Source organism: Mesorhizobium sp. ES1-6, from assembly GCF_020164775.1.
In the GTDB taxonomy this organism is placed as follows: domain Bacteria; phylum Pseudomonadota; class Alphaproteobacteria; order Rhizobiales; family Rhizobiaceae; genus Mesorhizobium.
This window is the reverse complement of the sequence record NZ_JAIUGU010000011.1, coordinates 192,145-206,769: the sequence shown is the minus strand read 5'-3', so window position 1 is coordinate 206,769 and position 14,625 is coordinate 192,145. Positions and strand designations below refer to the sequence as shown.

The window sequence follows — 14,625 nt, the reverse complement described above, 5'->3', positions numbered from 1 at the left end:
CGTTGCAAGGAAGCTCCTCGTCGTCCTCAACGCCATCATCCGTGATAAAAAAGCATTCGCATGAACACAGTTGCCATTCCGTGACGTCTATCGAAGTGTGCAGCGGAGCAGAATTCTGTACCGTGACGGCGCCCCAGAGTCCCGGCATGGATCCTAGGGTCTGCGCCGCGTCGCTTCGCTCCTTGCTCCGCCCTAGGATGACGAAGAAAGGGGAGGCTGCAACCTACCCAATCCCGCCCGTGACCACATAGGCGCCTGTGCTGCGTCCATCCTCCACCCGCACCACCGCCGTCACAATCGAGCCGTAGGAGCCGCGCCAGACGCTGTGGAAGCGCTGATGCTCGCTGGTCGGAACGAGCGCCCGGCCAGTGAACCGCGCCCCGCTCCGTTGCATCGCGACGGGCTCTCCGTTGACATGCACCTTGACACTGGCGTTCCCCGCGTCGGTTTCATCGACAGATAAGTCCACGGTGATGGCGATCTCTTCTTGATCGCCCGAAGCCCGCGTCTCGGCCGCAAGTTTGATGGTGAGCGCGGGCGCCTTGCTGTTGCCAACTTGGGCGGCGCGGTGCGGAAACACATCGTCGGCCAGTTCCGGCGTGCGCGGCGGGCTCGTGCGGCGCTGCGTTGAGCGCTCGTAATCGCCGGCCATGCGCAGCAGGTTTTCGTCGTCATAGGCCTTGCCGGCGAAGGTGAGGCCGACCGGCATGCCGATGTCGGCCATGGTGCCCATCGGCACGGTGACGGTCGGGATGCCGAAATGGCGCCAGACCAGATTGCCGTTGGCGACCCAGGTGCCATTGCGCCAGGCAAGATCGGCGGAGTCTTCATTGACGTCGGCATCCGCCGGCCCGACATCGGCGGCGGCCGGCAGCACCACCGCATCGAGGCGGTTGGCGTGCAGCCAGTCCTCGAAATCGATGCGCCGTGTCGCTTCAAGTCCCTTGATGCCGTCTTCGATCGTGGAGATGTCGGCCAACGGCGTGACGCCGGTCTTCGCCCGCTCGACATATTCCTTGAGATCGAAGCCGCCTTCATAGCGGTCGGCCAGCGTGCCCGGCGGCCGTGGGAAGATTTTCGGGCCATCGACCGAAGCAAGGTCGGGCAAGGCGGGGTCGGCATTGGCGCGCAAAAAATCGTCCCAGCCCCAGATGCTGAGATCCCAGAGTTCACGGTCGGCGAAATCCGTCGGCACCAGTCCACGCTCGACCATGGTTTGCGCGCCCGGGCGGTTACGCTCATAGTTGGAGACGACGGGGAAATCGACCTCGACCACGTCGGCGCCGAGCCGACGCAGATCCGTCGCCGCCTGCTCCCACAGGGCAAGCACCGAGGCGCGGGTTTCGATGGGGCGGTCGTTTTCGGTGTCGCGGCCGATATACATTCTGGGTACGCCAAGCCGTTTGCCTTTCAGCGACCCCTCCAGCGCCATATCGGTGTAACGCAGCAGGCGCTGCTCGGAACTCCTGGGCAGCGCCACCCAGGGTTGGGCGCGCCAGAAATCGCCTCTCGTTTCGGGATCATCGGCGACGATGACATCGAGCAGTTCCAGCATGTCGGGCACGCCGCGCGTGTGCGGCACGACCACATCCATGGTCGGCACCAGCGGCCAGTTGCCGCGCACCGAGATGACGCCGCGCGAGGGCGTATAGGCGACCAGCGCGTTGTTGGTGGCCGGCGCGCGGCCGGACGACCAGGTTTCTTCGCCCAAGCCGAAAGCGGCGAAGCTTGCCGCAGTCGCGGTGCCCGAACCATTGGAGGAGCCCGAGGCGAAAGCGGCGGTCAGGTAGTCGGCATTGTACGGGCTTTCGGCGCGCCCGTAGACGCCGCGCTGCATGCCGCCATTGGCCATGGGCGGCATGTTGGTGAGGCCGATCAGCACCGCGCCGCCGGCGCGCAGCCGCGCGATGGTGAAGGCGTCTTCATTGGCGACAAGGTGCTCGAAGGCGGGCGATCCGGCTGCCACCGTCAGGCCCTTGACCTTGTAGCTGTCCTTGGCGGTGTAGGGGATGCCGTCGAGGGGTCCGAGCGTCCCACCCTCGCGCCGCCGCTGGTCGGAAGCGGCGGCCTCCTCGAACATCGCTGGATTGAGCACCGGGACGGCGTTGAGGCAGATGCCGTGGCGGTCGAAATGAGCAATGCGCCTGAGATACGCCGCGACCAGCTCGACGCTGGTGACCGTGCCATCCTCAAGCGCGCGGCGCAGGTGGTCGATCGTCGCGTCGACGAGATGAAGGGTGGCTTCGGTCATCATTGGTTCCAAACTGTCGTTTCGACACCATGGATGAGCGAGACCGCCGGCTTCGGCAAGGGGGCAATCGGTTTGTCGCCAGTCTTTGTTGGAGCGGCTGTTTCTGCTGTCACCCTCCTGGCGGAGCTCAGGCGCCTCCCGCCGTCTCCTTCATCCGTTCGATGATCTCGGCCATCAGCGACAGGTCCCGGCGGGAGTCGGCGAGGTCGGTCAGCGGCTTGGTGCCTTCCGCGATGTGGCGGTGGAAGGCTTCCAGTTCGTTGGAGAAGGCGTCGCCATAGAGCGGCCCGAAGGTTTTCGTCACCGGGCCGAGCGCACCGGCTTCGGTCACTTCCAGCCGTGTCGGCAGGCTTCTGATGTAGGGCGTGTCGTAGATGATGCGCACGCGCCTGGTGTTGGAGCGCACCTCGATCATGGCGTCGAACAGCCCGAGATCGTCGACCACCGCGTCATAGAGACAGGCGAAATGGCCGTAGTCGAAGGTCACCGAGGTGTTGGCGCCGCCATTGGTGCGGTGCGCTGACACCACGCCTTGCGGCTCGCCGATCAACCCGCGCATGGCCGAGATGTGGTGCGAGGAGAGTGCGGTCAGGCCGCGATAGGCGCGCATCAGGTCGGCGGGTGCGTCGGCGCCGACGACTTCGCGTATCAGCGCGTCCCGCTCCCTGGCGCCGCGTGCCAAAAGGGCAGGGTCGATGTCCCTGGGATAGAGGATGTTCTGGCTCTTGTTGAGGAAATGCCGGCCCTCAGAGATCAGGTCGAAGATGCGGACATGGGTGATGTCGGCATGCGCGGGCAATTCGTCCCTGGCGGCAAGATAAGCCGGTGCGTAGCGGCGCATATAGCCGACGAACAGGGTCTTCTTGTAGGCCGGCATCAGGGCCAGCAATTCATCGATTTCGCGCACCGTCAGGCAAGCAGGCTTTTCCAGCAATATGTGCTTGTCGGCTTGCATGGCGGCACGCACGAAGCGGCTGTGGGTGTCGTCGGACGACAATACGAAGACCACGTCGATATCGGGCGAAGTGATCAACTCCTCGGCGGTCTCGAAGGCTTTGGCGGGCGCGTATCCGGAGGTGACGAGGCTCACCAGGCTCGGCGAGACATCGTATACGCCCGCGATCGTCCAGCGGTCGCGCTGGTCGGCCAGAACAGGCAGATGGATCGACTGCGCGACCTCCCCAAGACCGACAAGTCCGACACGAAGTGGTGCCACTGGAAAACTCCTTCCGATTAAGCCCGATGCCGGCCGCGCCGGCGGCCAGCCGTTGATGTCATGAGAGCGCGATCACGCCGCGCCGGTGACCAGCGCGACGAGTTCGTTGCCCGTGGTTTCCGAGGCGCGCACGGTCGCTGCCATCCTGCCGGCCCGCATCACCCAGATCTGGTCGGAGAGGCGCCGCACCTGATCGAAATTGTGGCTGACCAGGATGACCGAGACCGACTGTTCGCGCAGGCGCCGGATCAGCGCCTCGACATTGGCGGTCTCCTGCACGCCGAGTGCGGCCGTCGGTTCGTCCATCACCACCAGCTTGGCGCCGGAGCCGACGGCGCGGCAGATCGAGATCGCCTGCCGCTGGCCGCCGGACAGCCGGCGCACACGCTGGTTGATCGAGGGCACGTTGATCGACAGGCGCGACAGCATCGAGCGGGCCTCGCGCTTCATCGCCTTGCGGTCGAGGAAAGCGAGGGGGCCGATGCGGCGCACGAGCTCGCGGTTGAGGAACAGGTTCTGCGCCACCGTCAGTTCGTCGATCAGCGCCAGGTTCTGGTGCACGGTCTCGATGCCGGCCTTGCGCGCCCCGTCCGGGTTGGAGAACGGGTGCTCGCGGCCGTCGAAGACGATGGAGCCGGCATCGGGAACATGCACGCCGACCAGGCAGCGGATCAGCGTCGACTTGCCGGCGCCGTTGTCGCCGATGACGGCGGTGACCTCGCCGCGGCGCGCCTGGAAGGCGACATCCGTGAAGGCGCGCACGCCGCCAAAGTGCTTGCTCAGGCCGTTGCAGGCGATGATTGCGTCGGAGGATGTGGCGCTCATTTCTGGTACCGCATGATAAGCGCCGCCAGCACCACGATGGCGCCCACGGCGAGCGGTTGATAGAAGGCCGAGACGCTGAGCAGCGTCAGCCCGTTGACGAGCGCGGTCAGCATCAGCGCGCCGATGGCCGGGCCAAGGATCGAGGCGCGGCCGCCGAACAGGCTGACGCCGCCCAGAACCACCGCGGCAACCGAATTCAGGAGCAGGCTGGTGTTGATCTGCGGCTCGGCCGAACCGATGCGCGCCACCAGCAGGATAGCCGCGATGCCGGCGCAGAAGCCCGATATCGTGTAGGCGGCGATCTTGACCCGGTTGGTGCGGATGCCGAGCGCGCCGGCACTCTCGACCTGGCCGCCGGTGGCGAGGAGATGGACGCCGAAGCGTGTGTGGTAAAGCGCGATATGGGCCACGATGACGGCCGCGATCGCCACCCAGACCGGATAGCCGAAAGGCCCGAACGAGCCGGAGGCGAGCTTCAACAGGAAGGTCGAGCCGACCATGGTCGGCTCGCCGCCAGACAGGATGAGGCCGAGCCCGGTGATGGCCGAGAGCGTGCCGAGGGTCACCACGAAGTCGGGAATCTTGCCGACGGTGATGATGAGGCCGTTGAGGAAGCCGAGCGCGCTGGTCGCCAGCACGCAAAGCACGCAGGCGATGAAGATGCCGTAGCCGCCGGCGCTGACGAGTCCGAGGATCACGGCGCCAAGCATGACCGCCGCCGCCATCGACAGGTCGATGCCTGACGTCGCCACCACGAAGGTCTGGCCGATCGACAGCACGACCAGGATCGCCGACGCCAGCAGCAGCGCCTGCAAATTGGCGACGCTGAGGAAGACCGGCTGGGCGATGCCGAAGATGATGACCAGCCCGACCAGGCCGACGACGGATGCCCAGTCGGCCCAGAAGGAAGGATCGAGGAGGAGAGCCGACAGGGAGGGGCGGCTCTCCTCCGGCACGCCCGCCGAATGGGCGGCGGGCGCGTTGTCCATGGGGTTGCTCACTTCAGCATCTCGCGCAACGGATCGGGATACTCGCCGCCGGGGCGCGGGAAGTTCTTCAGCGAGGCCTCGGCATTGTCCTTGTTGATCAGGAGCACGGGGGCCGGCACGTAGGCGGGCAATTCCTTGCCCTTGACCGCCACCTTGCAGGCCTCGACGCCCATGGCACCGACGACATAGGGATATTGGGCGACGGTGGCGGAGAGTTCGCCGGCCGCGACCGATTTCAGCGCGTCGACGATGCCGTCGAGGCCGATCACCTTGACGTCCTTGCCCGAGGTCCGCACCGCGCGCTCGACGCCGAGCGCCATGATGTCGTTGGCGGCGAAGAAACCGGCGAGATCCGGGTGCGCGGCCAGGATGTCGGTGGCGGCGGTCAATGCCTTTTCGCGATCCCAGTCGGCGCTGACCATCACCACCACTTCGAGCTTGCCTTCGACAGCCTGCTTGAAGCCCTTGATACGCGCGTTGGAGCCGACATCGCCGATGATGCCGGCGACCAGGGCCACCTTGGCGCCCTTCGGCACCAGCTTCAGCATTTCCTCGCCGGCCAGCACGCCGGCGGCGACATTGTCGGTGCCGATATAGGTCGAGACGGTGAAGCCGGCGGCCTTGGCCTGTTCGGGGTCGATGGTGCTATCGATGTTGACGATCGGCTTCTTCTTCTGCGCCACCGGCACCAGCGCCTGGACAAGATTGGAGACGCTGATCGGGTTGACCAGGTAGCAATCGAAATCCTGCATCGCCATGGCGGTCAGGCGGTCGGCCTGGCCGGTGGCGTCGCCCATATTGGCGGCGGCCTGGACGGTGACATTGACGCCGTCGGCCTTGGCCTGTTCCTCGATGCCCTTCTGCATGGTCTGGAAGAAGGGATTGTCGAGGCCCTTGACGATGGCCGCGACCTTCGCCGCGTCCTGCGCATGGGCAGGCGCCACCATTGTCGTTGCAAGCAGGCCGGCGCCAATCGCCAGGCTATTCAACATGCGCATTATCTTCCTCCTCCGAATCCCTTGGTTGCCGGCACGGTTTTCCGCGAAGGAATACCGACAGCAGGCAAGCAGACCGGCACTTGCGTTGGCCCGGCGCTTGGATTGTAGGGACTGGCTGGGGCGCTTGGGATAGCGACCCCGGCTCAAGTCCCTTGCGTGTCAGGCATTGCTCCTCCCAGAGCGCTGACTTCATGCCACGTCAGCATTGCCGCATGTTTCAGAAAAAATTGACACGCGTCAACATTTAAAATGGTGCGCACCGATTTTTGCGGCGCGCCATTCCGGTCGATCGGCCTCGGGCCTAAAAAAATCGATTTTTATGCAACCGCAGATGGGTGCGTGCGTTACAAGGTTCCCCGGGGGGAGGTGAGGTTTGCATTGGATCGTTTCGAGATATTGCACGAGCCGACAGGCACGTATTCCATTTTCGACAGGTCAACTGAATTGCCGGTAACGGTCGAAGGCAGGACTCTCATCGGTCTCTATCGGCACGAAGTGCCGCTGGCCCTGCTTGCCGCCATGGAACCCGACGACAGCGGGGTGCCGTCGCTATCGCCGCTGAGTGGCCTCGGATCCCATCAGGAACAGCAACAGGACGACTTGCAAGCGTAAATGAACGCTCGCATAAGTTGCGGAAGGCCGTATAGCATGAAAGAAAATGGGGCCGTTACCATAGCATGAAAGGGGAATCGTGCCTGATCAGAACGCGCTTGTGCGCACAGCCATTGCTCGGCTGCTTTCCGAAAAGACCGGAGTTGCCGTGATTTCGATGAAGGAGAGTGTCGCGGAATTGTTGGCGATATCAGGCGCGGCGCTAACCCTCGACAGCCTGCAGGATCTGCTGCTGGAAATGGCGGAGGTGCGCGGGATGATGGTCGCGCTCGATCTCTGACTCCCTGTTTTTGCGCAATTTTGGCGGCGTCATTGCCTATCGTATCGTCGCGAGGGTCGGAGGTGCCGGCGGTTCAACGTTATTCGCCGACGACACATGGCTCAGAGCGTGCCGTCGCCGTAGATCATGCGGCCGGCGCGGAAGGTGGCGCGCACGCGTGGCACCGGCAGGCGGTCGGCCACGACGAGATCGGCCAGGAGCCCGGCTTCGATGGCGCCGCGATCGGCAAGCCCGAGTGCGGCGGCCGGATTGGCGCTGGTCAGCGCCGCCGCCGCTGCCAGTCCATCCTCGCGCAGTTCCGCCAGGCCGAGCACGGCCGGCAGGATCGAGGCCGGGTGGTAATCGCTGGCCAGCATGTCGAGCAGCCCGGACTGATAGGCCTGGCGGGCGGAAAGGTTGCCCGAATAGGATTCTCCGCGCAGCGCGTTGGGCGCGCCCATGGCCGTATACATGCCCAGCCGGCGGGCTTCCCGCGCCGCCTCCAGGGTCACCGGGAATTCGCTGAGCACGGTTCCCAGGCCGTGGACGAACTCCACTTTTTCCAACGTGTCGTCATCGTGCGAGGCGAGCACGACGCCGCGCGCGCGGGCAAACGCCGACAGGCCCTGCAGCGTGCCGAGCACGCCGCCATGGCCGTTGCGATCGGCCATGCGCTTGCCGACGACCTCGGAGACGTCGGCAATGGACATGCCGCGCTCCTTGGCCAGGCGCGCGATATACAGTTCGACGTCACGGTACTGCCCCTGGCCGGGCGTGTGATCCATCAGCGAGATCAGGTCGAGCTTGCCGGCATCCATCAGCCTTTCCAGCACGCCGACGGCCGCGGTGAACGTCACTTCGAAACGGGCATGGATACGGTGGTCGACCAGAAGGTCGTCCTTCAGCCCGGTGATGGTCTCGATGATGGACGACGTGTGTTCTTCCGAGCGCAGCAAGGCCGCGGTGGCGCTGTTGCCGATGAAGGAGAGCGCGGCATAGGCCGTCGTCACGCCGCAGGAGGCCAGCCGCTTGTCGAGTTCGGCGATGCCGATTGCCATCGGTACGTGAACGCCGGTGCGCGGTTCCACTTCCCGCTCCACCATGTCGCCATGCATGTCGATGAAACCAGGCAGCAGCAGGCGGCCGCCGCCGGTGAGATCGGCATTCTCGACCGGCTGGTCGCGGATCTCGGCGATCAGGCCGTCCTCGATCCTGACGGCGCCATTGGCGATGACGCGGTCGCGCAGGACGATCTCGAATTCACTCAGCCACATGTCCTGTTTCTTCGGGTGATCCCGGTGGGGCGCGGCCCTGTCCGTCCGTTCAAGCATGGTCGTCTCCGAAAACAGCAGTCCACATATCCGGATCGCCCGCCGGCCAGGCGGTTTCAAGGCGTATCATGCGGATGGTCCTGAGGATCGGATAAGCTGGCTTCGTGACAGCTTTGTGTAGGACACCGTTGCATCGGCGCTCCCCCAGGTCGAAAATGCCGCCATGAAAACAGTTCCCAGGCTCACCACGGCAAGGCTCGTGCTTCGGGCGCCGGGCGAGCGAGATATCCCGGCTTGGTTCGCGCGGGCCGCGGATGTCGAATCCGCTTCCCTTGCGGGCGATCCCGTTCCCGACGACATCAGCGCGGGCGCCCGATGGCTCGCCCTTGCGCGCCGGCGGTTGGCCGAGGGCAAGGCGATCAAATGGTCGATCGACCAGGCTGGCGTGTCGGACGCGATCGGGACGATAACCCTGTCCTTCGGCGCTACCGACGCTAGGTCAGCCGCGTTGGGATTTGTGCTGGGGCGTGCGCATTGGGGGCAGGGGCTGGGCAGCGAGGCCGCGCGCGAAGTGGTTCGCCATGCCTTCGAGACCCTGGCGCTCGAACAGGTCACGGCCGAAGCGGCGGCGCGCAATGCCGCGTCGCTGCGGATCCTGGCGAAGCTCGGCTTCAGACATGTCGAGAGCTTCATCGACGAAGCCGACGGCGAGCGCTGCGAGCGTTTCGTGCTCGACGCGGACGTCGGAACGTCAGTCCTGGCGAACCAGGCCTAGAGCCATCGGGGCACGCCAAAGGCCCCCCCGTGCTTGTCCGAGTCAATCGCAGGTGGTCGCGGCCTGGAGCGCTTCGGCACGGGCAGGTCCGCGCAGATCGGCGATCCGTCGAACGGACGCGTAGAACCTGGGATAATCGCCCGAGCACAGGTCGAATAAGCGAAGAAACGCCGGAACCTGTTCGCCGTAGACGGACGTCGCGGCGAGCTTGGCGTTGTTGATCGGGGCCTCGAACCAGGCGTCATATCCCTTGTATCCGGCCCAGCGTCTGTCGCGCATCCGCCGGTAGCGGGCCCGCAGCCTCTCGAGCGTGGCTGCCTTGGCTGCCGCCATCTGCTCCGGGGTGCGGGGGCTTTCATAGACCTGCCGCAACTCGTCGCGGGTTTTCGCCACCAAAGCGAGAAAATCGGCGCTGCGCTTGCGATCGGCTTCGTAGCGGCGCAATCCGGCGCGATCGCCGGCGGCGCGCAGCCATTTTCTCGTGCCGGTGGTTTCGACGGCAACGGCGAAAGCCTCGTTGAACGCGGAATCGCCATTCACATAGAGGCGCTGATGCGCCAGTTCATGAAAGACGAGGCTTGCCAGATAGGTGTCGTCCTGGCGCAGCATGGTCGAGAGCAGCGGATCGCTGGACCAGCCCAGCGTCGAATAGGCCGTGACGCCGCTGACATAGACGTCCAGCCCCTGTCCATGCAGTGCGACGGCGCTTTGCGCCGCCGATTTCCGGTCGAAATAACCCCGGTAGGGAACGCAGCCGAAAACCGGAAAGCACCATGTTTTCGGCGTGAGCGAGAATTGCGGCGCGGCAAAAACGGCCCAGGTCACGGCATCCCGGTGGATGTCGACATAGCTGCGATAGCTGCTGTTGTCGGGCAGCGCCAGTTCGTCCGTGGCGAAGCGCCTGATCGCGCTGGCCGAGGTCAGCCTGGCGCGCAACGCCTCCGGCGTCGAAGGGGCCTCGATCAGTTTTCCGACGTCCTGGCGCGCGGCCATGATCCGGACATGGCCCTCCAGCGATTGCGCATAGTAGGAAACGCTGGTGCAACCGCCCACTGCGGCCCCCATCATCGCCGCGACAAACAACCGAAAAACGCGCTTCACTTCTTCCCCACCGCTTCGTCACCTGCCCATGGAGCATATGTGCGGCGGGGCGTCCACTGGGCACGGCCTTAAAGCCGGCGGTCGCCGGGTTCAAGCCACATGGTTGCCATGCGCCTTCGTTTCGTTCACCGAAATCGGCTTTGCTCCTTCCTGGAGGCTGACATCATCGACGACGACGACAAGGGGCGTCCGCACCGACCCGGTCGTTGCTAAGCCCCGGTCCGAAGCCTATGCTTTCGGTATCGGCCGCCAGTCACGTACGGATGCCGCCGACAGTGAGAGGAAAGTGCTCTTGCCCGCAACGGGAGAGGAGCCATGCCTCAATCCATTTTTCGCAACCACGTGCTTAAAACCTTGTCTCCGGAGGATTTCACGCTCCTGCAGCCGTCGATGCATCACGTCGAACTGGGGATCAAAGCCAGGTTGGAGTATCCCCATCAGCGTATTGAGCATGTGTATTTTCCCGAATCCGGGATCGCTTCGGTGGTCGCCATCATGACCGGAGGGCGACAGTGCGAAGTCGGCATCATCGGCCACGATGGAATGACCGGCGTTACGGTCATTCTCGGCCAGGAGAGCTCTCCCAACGAAACCTATATTCAAGTCGCCAGTCAGGGCTGGCGCCTGCCGGTTGAAAATCTTCGCGCGGCCCTCGCGAAAAGCCCGACTCTTCGCGAATCGTTACTGGGCTATGCCAACGCCTTCCTCATCCAGGCTTCCCGGACCGCGCTGGTCAACGGCCACTCGAAGATCGAGGAGCGGTTGGCTCGGTGGCTGCTGATGGTCCACGATCGCTCGTCAGGAGACAGGATCTACCTGACACATGAATTTCTGGCCACCATGCTGGGCGCCCGGCGCCCTGGGGTCACCACGGCCCTCCAAATGCTTGAATATCGGGGGCTTGTCCAGGCCAGGCGTGGCGAGATCACGATCGTCGATCGCAGCGGACTGATAAAGCTCACTCACGGCGCCTACGGAGAGGAGGAGCAGAGGCATTCGGCATTGTAGCCGACTGACTGTCCGCAATCGTACATAAGCTTGATGGGCGCGGATAATAGGGCGTAAATCACGTTGGTTCGAGTTCAGGGAGGAGCTCGCAATGACCTGCGCTTTTCACCGTGTCACAGTGGAAAAGGCGACCGAGGCCTATGTCCTTTCCAGGGGCCGAGCCCGGTTTCTTTCCATCGCCCGGGCAATCCGCGCCATCCGAACATTTATGCCGGCCTGCGGGGCTACCGACCGCGAGTTGGAGGGGATGCTGGCGGCGGCCTGCATAGTCCACGGCATTCCCGTCACCTTCGACGCAGCGATGCCCGAGGGCGCGGAAATGCGGCTTCATTCCTAGGTACGCGAGATGCCCGCGGTCGCGCAGACAGCCTTTTCGGACGTCAGGCAGGCGATTGTCCGCTACCTGCTCGATAATGTCGACAACCCCAGCATTTCGATCTCCGAGGCTGTCCATGCCATGAGAGCGATGTTTCCACTTTGCGAGTTCACGGACTGGCAACTGGGCGATCAGGTCGCACGTGCCGCCATCGACGCGGGCTTTGCAATTGAATTCGACGCCAACATTTCCTGAATGAAGACAACTCGTCGGCGACTATCTGGACCACGTTTGGAATGCACCTTTTGCGGGACGATCCGCCTTCGGATCCCCGCCGACGTCCAACCTTCAACGCCAATCAGCTGCGCCGTTTGCGGGAAATATCTCGGCACATGGGACGAACCGCGGATTCCCAAGGTGGCAATGACGGGATATTCCGCCTCGACAAGGGAGCGAAAGCCGCCGGTCCGCTCCGACCCATTTGGCAGGTCATATCCGGACGCCATCACCAAATCTCGCCCACCGCTGACTCTTTCCCCAACCTTCGAACGTCTTAGCTACAGTGAAACACTGGAGCAGGATCCAATGAGCCTCAAGGATAAAAAGATCGTGGTCACCGGCGGCAGCCGTGGGCTTGGCCTCGGATTGGTCGAAGCGCTGGTCGAACAGGGTGCCGATGTGACTGTCGTCGCGCGGGGCGCGGAGGCGCTGGAGGCGGTCGGCGCGCGGCTCGGGGTCGCCACCATCGCGGCCGATGTCACCGACAAGGACGCGGCCTATCGCATTCTGGGCGAGGTCCGCCCCGATATAGTGGTGCTCAACGCTGGCGTCACGCCGCGCATGGGGCGGCTGGACCAGTTGAAGTGGGAGGATTTCTCCATTGCCTGGGAAACCGACGTCAAGGCCGGGCTCTACTGGCTGCAGGCGGCGCTGAACCTGCCGCTCGGGCCGGGCAGCCGGGTGCTGGTCGGGTCGAGCGGTGCGGCCGTCACCGGGTCGCAAATGTCGGGCGGCTATGGCGGCGCCAAGCGCATGCTCTGGTTCATGGCCAAATACGCCAATGGCGTGGCGCGGGAGAAAGGCCTCGACATACGCTTCCAGGCGATCCTGCCACGGCAGATGATCCTCGGCACCGGGATTGGCGATGCGGCGGCGAGCGCCTATGCCGGGTCGATGGGCATCACGCCGGAGCAGTTCATCACCCGCTTCGGCGCGCCGATGCCGCCCCGGGCGTTTGGCGACAGGGTGGTTTGCCTGCTCGAAGACCCGCATTATGCCGAGGGCGTCGTGTTCGGCCTCAGCGGCGATGCGGGCGTGACCATCATGGAGGGCGCGGGTCCTTGAGCGACGGAAAGACAGCCGTGGAGCGCGACCGGCAGGAGGGGCTGCTTGCCCTTGCCGCCGCGCTGCGGCCTGAGCTGCATCGCTATTGTTCGCGCCTGATGGGCTCGGTCATCGACGGCGAGGATGTGGTGCAGGACACGTTCGCCCGCGCCGTCCTGGCGCTCGACGAGTTGAGCGAGGTGCCGCAACTCAGGCCCTGGCTGTTCCGCATCGCTCATAACCGGGCGCTCGACCTGTTGCGCAACCGCGCGATCCGCGCCGCGGAGCCGATCGAGGCGGCGCTCGACATCGCCGACGACACCAAGCCCGATCCGGTGGAGGTGCTGATGCGCAGGCAAGCCGTGCAAACCGCCGTGTCGCGCTTCGCGGAGCTTCCTGTGCCGCAACGCGGCGTGGTCATCCTGAGGGACGTGCTGGACGAGCCGCTGGCCGACATCGCCGCTTTGCTTGGCATCACCGTCGATGCCGTGAAGGGGCATCTGGCGCGCGGCCGCGCCCGGCTTCGGCAGATCAATGCCGGGGCCAATCCGCTTCCCGACGCGCGCATCGCTTCCGCCGCCGTGGTGCGTTACGTCAGCCTGTTCAACCAGCGCGACTGGGACGGCTTGCGCGCGCTGCTTGCCGACGACGTGAAGCTCCAGCAGTCCATGCACCCGTCACGCGCGGGCGCCAGCGATGTCGGCATGTTCTTCACCATCTACGCCAAGGGCGATGGCGTGTGGCTCAGGCCGGCATGGGTCGAGGGCCGCGAGGTGATCGCGGTGTTTCAGGACCGGACCGACGCGAAGCCTCATCATTTCATGTGGCTGGAATGGCGCGGAGGCCGGATCAGCTTCATTCGCGACTACCGTTATGTCCGCTATATCCTCGACGACGCCAACCTGGTGCTGGCACGGGAGGCCGGATTTTCCAGTGGTGGACGCCGATAGGCGACTTGAGGTCGCGGGCCGGATCAACGCCTGACGGCAGCGGGCCTGATCGACACCCTCACGATGGGATGAGGGGGGCGACCTCGCGGTCGGACGGCCGCTCGCTGGCGGCCAGCCCGGCGGCGACGCCGGCGCGGTCGGCGGCGTTGCGGTTCTGGCTCATCTTGCGCTTGCCTTCGAGCCTCACGACCGGCATGCGCAGGCCGACAATGCCGCGAAGCTGCGACTGGATGAAGTCGGGCGGCGCGTCCGACACCGCCCAGGGGGCCGTCCGGGCGCCCTCATGCAGGTTGGTCAGCCGGGTGACGACCTCCAGCAGCCTGTCGGCATCCTCGAAGAACTCGACCGGCCCGTAGGCATGAACGGCTGCGTAGTTCCAGGTCGGCACGACCTTGCCGGTTTCCTGCTTGGTGGCGTACCAGGCCGGCGTCACATAGGCGTCCGGCCCCATGAAGATGGCGAGCCCGTCGCCAATCGCGGGAACACGCCATTGCGGGTTGGCCCGGGCCAGATGGCCGTGGATGACGCCATGCTCGCCCTCGGTCTCGTCGAGGAAAAGCGGCAGCGGGGTGGCCAACGGCCCGTCCGCCGTGGCGGTGACGAAGTTCGCCAGCCGCGCGGCGCGGATCGACGCGATGAGGCTGTCCCTGTCGTCATCGCGGAAGGCGGGCGGCGTGTACATGGTCGAACTCCTCGCATTGGCCTGACAGATGCCACACAATCGGGCCCGT

16 protein-coding genes are annotated in these 14,625 nt (G+C 64.9%); 8 read left to right on the top strand and 8 right to left on the bottom strand.

What is annotated here, in order from left to right; translation table 11 throughout:
• Positions 1 to 223 precede the first annotated feature (223 nt).
• From LB564_RS24490 to LB564_RS24470, 5 genes are all read right to left on the bottom strand, one after another.
• Positions 224 to 2,251, bottom strand: a complete 2,028-nt coding sequence (locus tag LB564_RS24490; RefSeq protein ID WP_224541666.1) for an amidase — start codon at positions 2,249 to 2,251, stop codon at positions 224 to 226.
• 127 nt (positions 2,252 to 2,378) lie between these two features.
• The gene (locus LB564_RS24485) at positions 2,379 to 3,467 is read right to left on the bottom strand and encodes a Gfo/Idh/MocA family protein (protein WP_224541664.1); all 1,089 of its coding nucleotides are present in this window, start codon (positions 3,465 to 3,467) and stop codon (positions 2,379 to 2,381) included.
• A 72-nt stretch (positions 3,468 to 3,539) separates the two neighbouring features.
• On the bottom strand, positions 3,540 to 4,292 hold the full coding sequence (locus LB564_RS24480; protein WP_224541662.1) for an ATP-binding cassette domain-containing protein: 753 nt from the start codon (positions 4,290 to 4,292) through the stop codon (positions 3,540 to 3,542).
• Entirely contained in the window at positions 4,289 to 5,293 is a 1,005-nt protein-coding gene (locus LB564_RS24475) for an ABC transporter permease (protein WP_224541660.1), read from the bottom strand. The genes LB564_RS24480 and LB564_RS24475 overlap by 4 nt, the downstream gene beginning before the upstream one ends.
• Positions 5,290 to 6,279, bottom strand: coding sequence for a substrate-binding domain-containing protein (locus tag LB564_RS24470; RefSeq protein WP_224541658.1), 990 nt, complete (start codon positions 6,277 to 6,279; stop codon positions 5,290 to 5,292). The genes LB564_RS24475 and LB564_RS24470 overlap by 4 nt, the downstream gene beginning before the upstream one ends.
• 249 nt (positions 6,280 to 6,528) lie before the next feature.
• Here LB564_RS24470 and LB564_RS24465 point away from each other — a divergent pair, with 249 nt between their 5' ends.
• Positions 6,529 to 6,891 carry a hypothetical protein gene (locus LB564_RS24465; protein WP_224541656.1) on the top strand — a complete coding sequence of 121 codons (363 nt, stop codon included), beginning with the start codon at positions 6,529 to 6,531 and terminating at the stop codon, positions 6,889 to 6,891.
• 79 nt (positions 6,892 to 6,970) lie between these two features.
• A complete protein-coding gene (locus LB564_RS24460) occupies positions 6,971 to 7,171 on the top strand; it encodes a hypothetical protein (RefSeq protein ID WP_140710578.1) in 201 nt (66 codons plus the stop codon).
• A gap of 101 nt (positions 7,172 to 7,272) precedes the next feature.
• Here LB564_RS24460 and LB564_RS24455 read toward each other — a convergent pair whose 3' ends face one another.
• Positions 7,273 to 8,424 (bottom strand): alpha-D-ribose 1-methylphosphonate 5-triphosphate diphosphatase, encoded by a 1,152-nt coding sequence (locus LB564_RS24455; protein ID WP_224541681.1) that lies wholly within the window; start codon positions 8,422 to 8,424, stop codon positions 7,273 to 7,275.
• A 220-nt stretch (positions 8,425 to 8,644) separates the two neighbouring features.
• Between LB564_RS24455 and LB564_RS24450 the strand changes: the two genes are divergently transcribed.
• Positions 8,645 to 9,196 carry a GNAT family N-acetyltransferase gene (locus LB564_RS24450; RefSeq protein ID WP_224541654.1) on the top strand — a complete coding sequence of 184 codons (552 nt, stop codon included), beginning with the start codon at positions 8,645 to 8,647 and terminating at the stop codon, positions 9,194 to 9,196.
• Positions 9,197 to 9,238: 42 nt separating this feature from the next.
• On the opposite strand, the gene LB564_RS24445 is transcribed toward LB564_RS24450, so the two are convergent.
• Positions 9,239 to 10,261, bottom strand: coding sequence for an aminopeptidase (locus LB564_RS24445; RefSeq protein WP_411910227.1), 1,023 nt, complete (start codon positions 10,259 to 10,261; stop codon positions 9,239 to 9,241).
• A gap of 351 nt (positions 10,262 to 10,612) precedes the next feature.
• Here LB564_RS24445 and LB564_RS24440 point away from each other — a divergent pair, with 351 nt between their 5' ends.
• The 5 genes from LB564_RS24440 (at position 10,613) to LB564_RS24420 (ending at position 13,894) form a co-directional block, all read left to right on the top strand.
• On the top strand, positions 10,613 to 11,305 hold the full coding sequence (locus LB564_RS24440; RefSeq protein ID WP_224541652.1) for a Crp/Fnr family transcriptional regulator: 693 nt from the start codon (positions 10,613 to 10,615) through the stop codon (positions 11,303 to 11,305).
• 91 nt (positions 11,306 to 11,396) lie between these two features.
• A complete protein-coding gene (locus tag LB564_RS24435; RefSeq protein WP_224541650.1) occupies positions 11,397 to 11,642 on the top strand; it encodes a hypothetical protein in 246 nt (81 codons plus the stop codon).
• 9 nt (positions 11,643 to 11,651) lie between these two features.
• Positions 11,652 to 11,876 (top strand): hypothetical protein, encoded by a 225-nt coding sequence (locus LB564_RS24430; RefSeq protein ID WP_224541649.1) that lies wholly within the window; start codon positions 11,652 to 11,654, stop codon positions 11,874 to 11,876.
• 330 nt (positions 11,877 to 12,206) lie between these two features.
• A complete protein-coding gene (locus LB564_RS24425) occupies positions 12,207 to 12,965 on the top strand; it encodes an SDR family NAD(P)-dependent oxidoreductase (protein ID WP_224541647.1) in 759 nt (252 codons plus the stop codon).
• Complete coding sequence (locus LB564_RS24420; RefSeq protein ID WP_224541645.1) at positions 12,962 to 13,894, top strand: sigma-70 family RNA polymerase sigma factor; 933 nt, start codon at positions 12,962 to 12,964, stop codon at positions 13,892 to 13,894. The genes LB564_RS24425 and LB564_RS24420 overlap by 4 nt, the downstream gene beginning before the upstream one ends.
• Positions 13,895 to 13,952: 58 nt before the next feature.
• On the opposite strand, the gene LB564_RS24415 is transcribed toward LB564_RS24420, so the two are convergent.
• On the bottom strand, positions 13,953 to 14,576 hold the full coding sequence (locus LB564_RS24415) for an FMN-binding negative transcriptional regulator (protein WP_224541643.1): 624 nt from the start codon (positions 14,574 to 14,576) through the stop codon (positions 13,953 to 13,955).
• Positions 14,577 to 14,625 lie beyond the last annotated feature (49 nt).

Coding starts and splice junctions, on each gene's coding strand:
- LB564_RS24440 (WP_224541652.1), top strand. CDS start 10,613: ATGCCTCAATCCATTTTTCGCAACCACGTGCTTAAAACCTTGTCTCCG.
- LB564_RS24470 (WP_224541658.1), bottom strand. CDS start 6,279: ATGCGCATGTTGAATAGCCTGGCGATTGGCGCCGGCCTGCTTGCAACG.
- LB564_RS24480 (WP_224541662.1), bottom strand. CDS start 4,292: ATGAGCGCCACATCCTCCGACGCAATCATCGCCTGCAACGGCCTGAGC.
- LB564_RS24435 (WP_224541650.1), top strand. CDS start 11,397: ATGACCTGCGCTTTTCACCGTGTCACAGTGGAAAAGGCGACCGAGGCC.
- LB564_RS24430 (WP_224541649.1), top strand. CDS start 11,652: ATGCCCGCGGTCGCGCAGACAGCCTTTTCGGACGTCAGGCAGGCGATT.
- LB564_RS24415 (WP_224541643.1), bottom strand. CDS start 14,576: ATGTACACGCCGCCCGCCTTCCGCGATGACGACAGGGACAGCCTCATC.
- LB564_RS24445 (WP_411910227.1), bottom strand. CDS start 10,261: ATGGGGGCCGCAGTGGGCGGTTGCACCAGCGTTTCCTACTATGCGCAA.
- LB564_RS24455 (WP_224541681.1), bottom strand. CDS start 8,424: ATGTGGCTGAGTGAATTCGAGATCGTCCTGCGCGACCGCGTCATCGCC.
- LB564_RS24425 (WP_224541647.1), top strand. CDS start 12,207: ATGAGCCTCAAGGATAAAAAGATCGTGGTCACCGGCGGCAGCCGTGGG.
- LB564_RS24465 (WP_224541656.1), top strand. CDS start 6,529: ATGGTGCGCACCGATTTTTGCGGCGCGCCATTCCGGTCGATCGGCCTC.
- LB564_RS24450 (WP_224541654.1), top strand. CDS start 8,645: ATGAAAACAGTTCCCAGGCTCACCACGGCAAGGCTCGTGCTTCGGGCG.
- LB564_RS24490 (WP_224541666.1), bottom strand. CDS start 2,251: ATGACCGAAGCCACCCTTCATCTCGTCGACGCGACGATCGACCACCTG.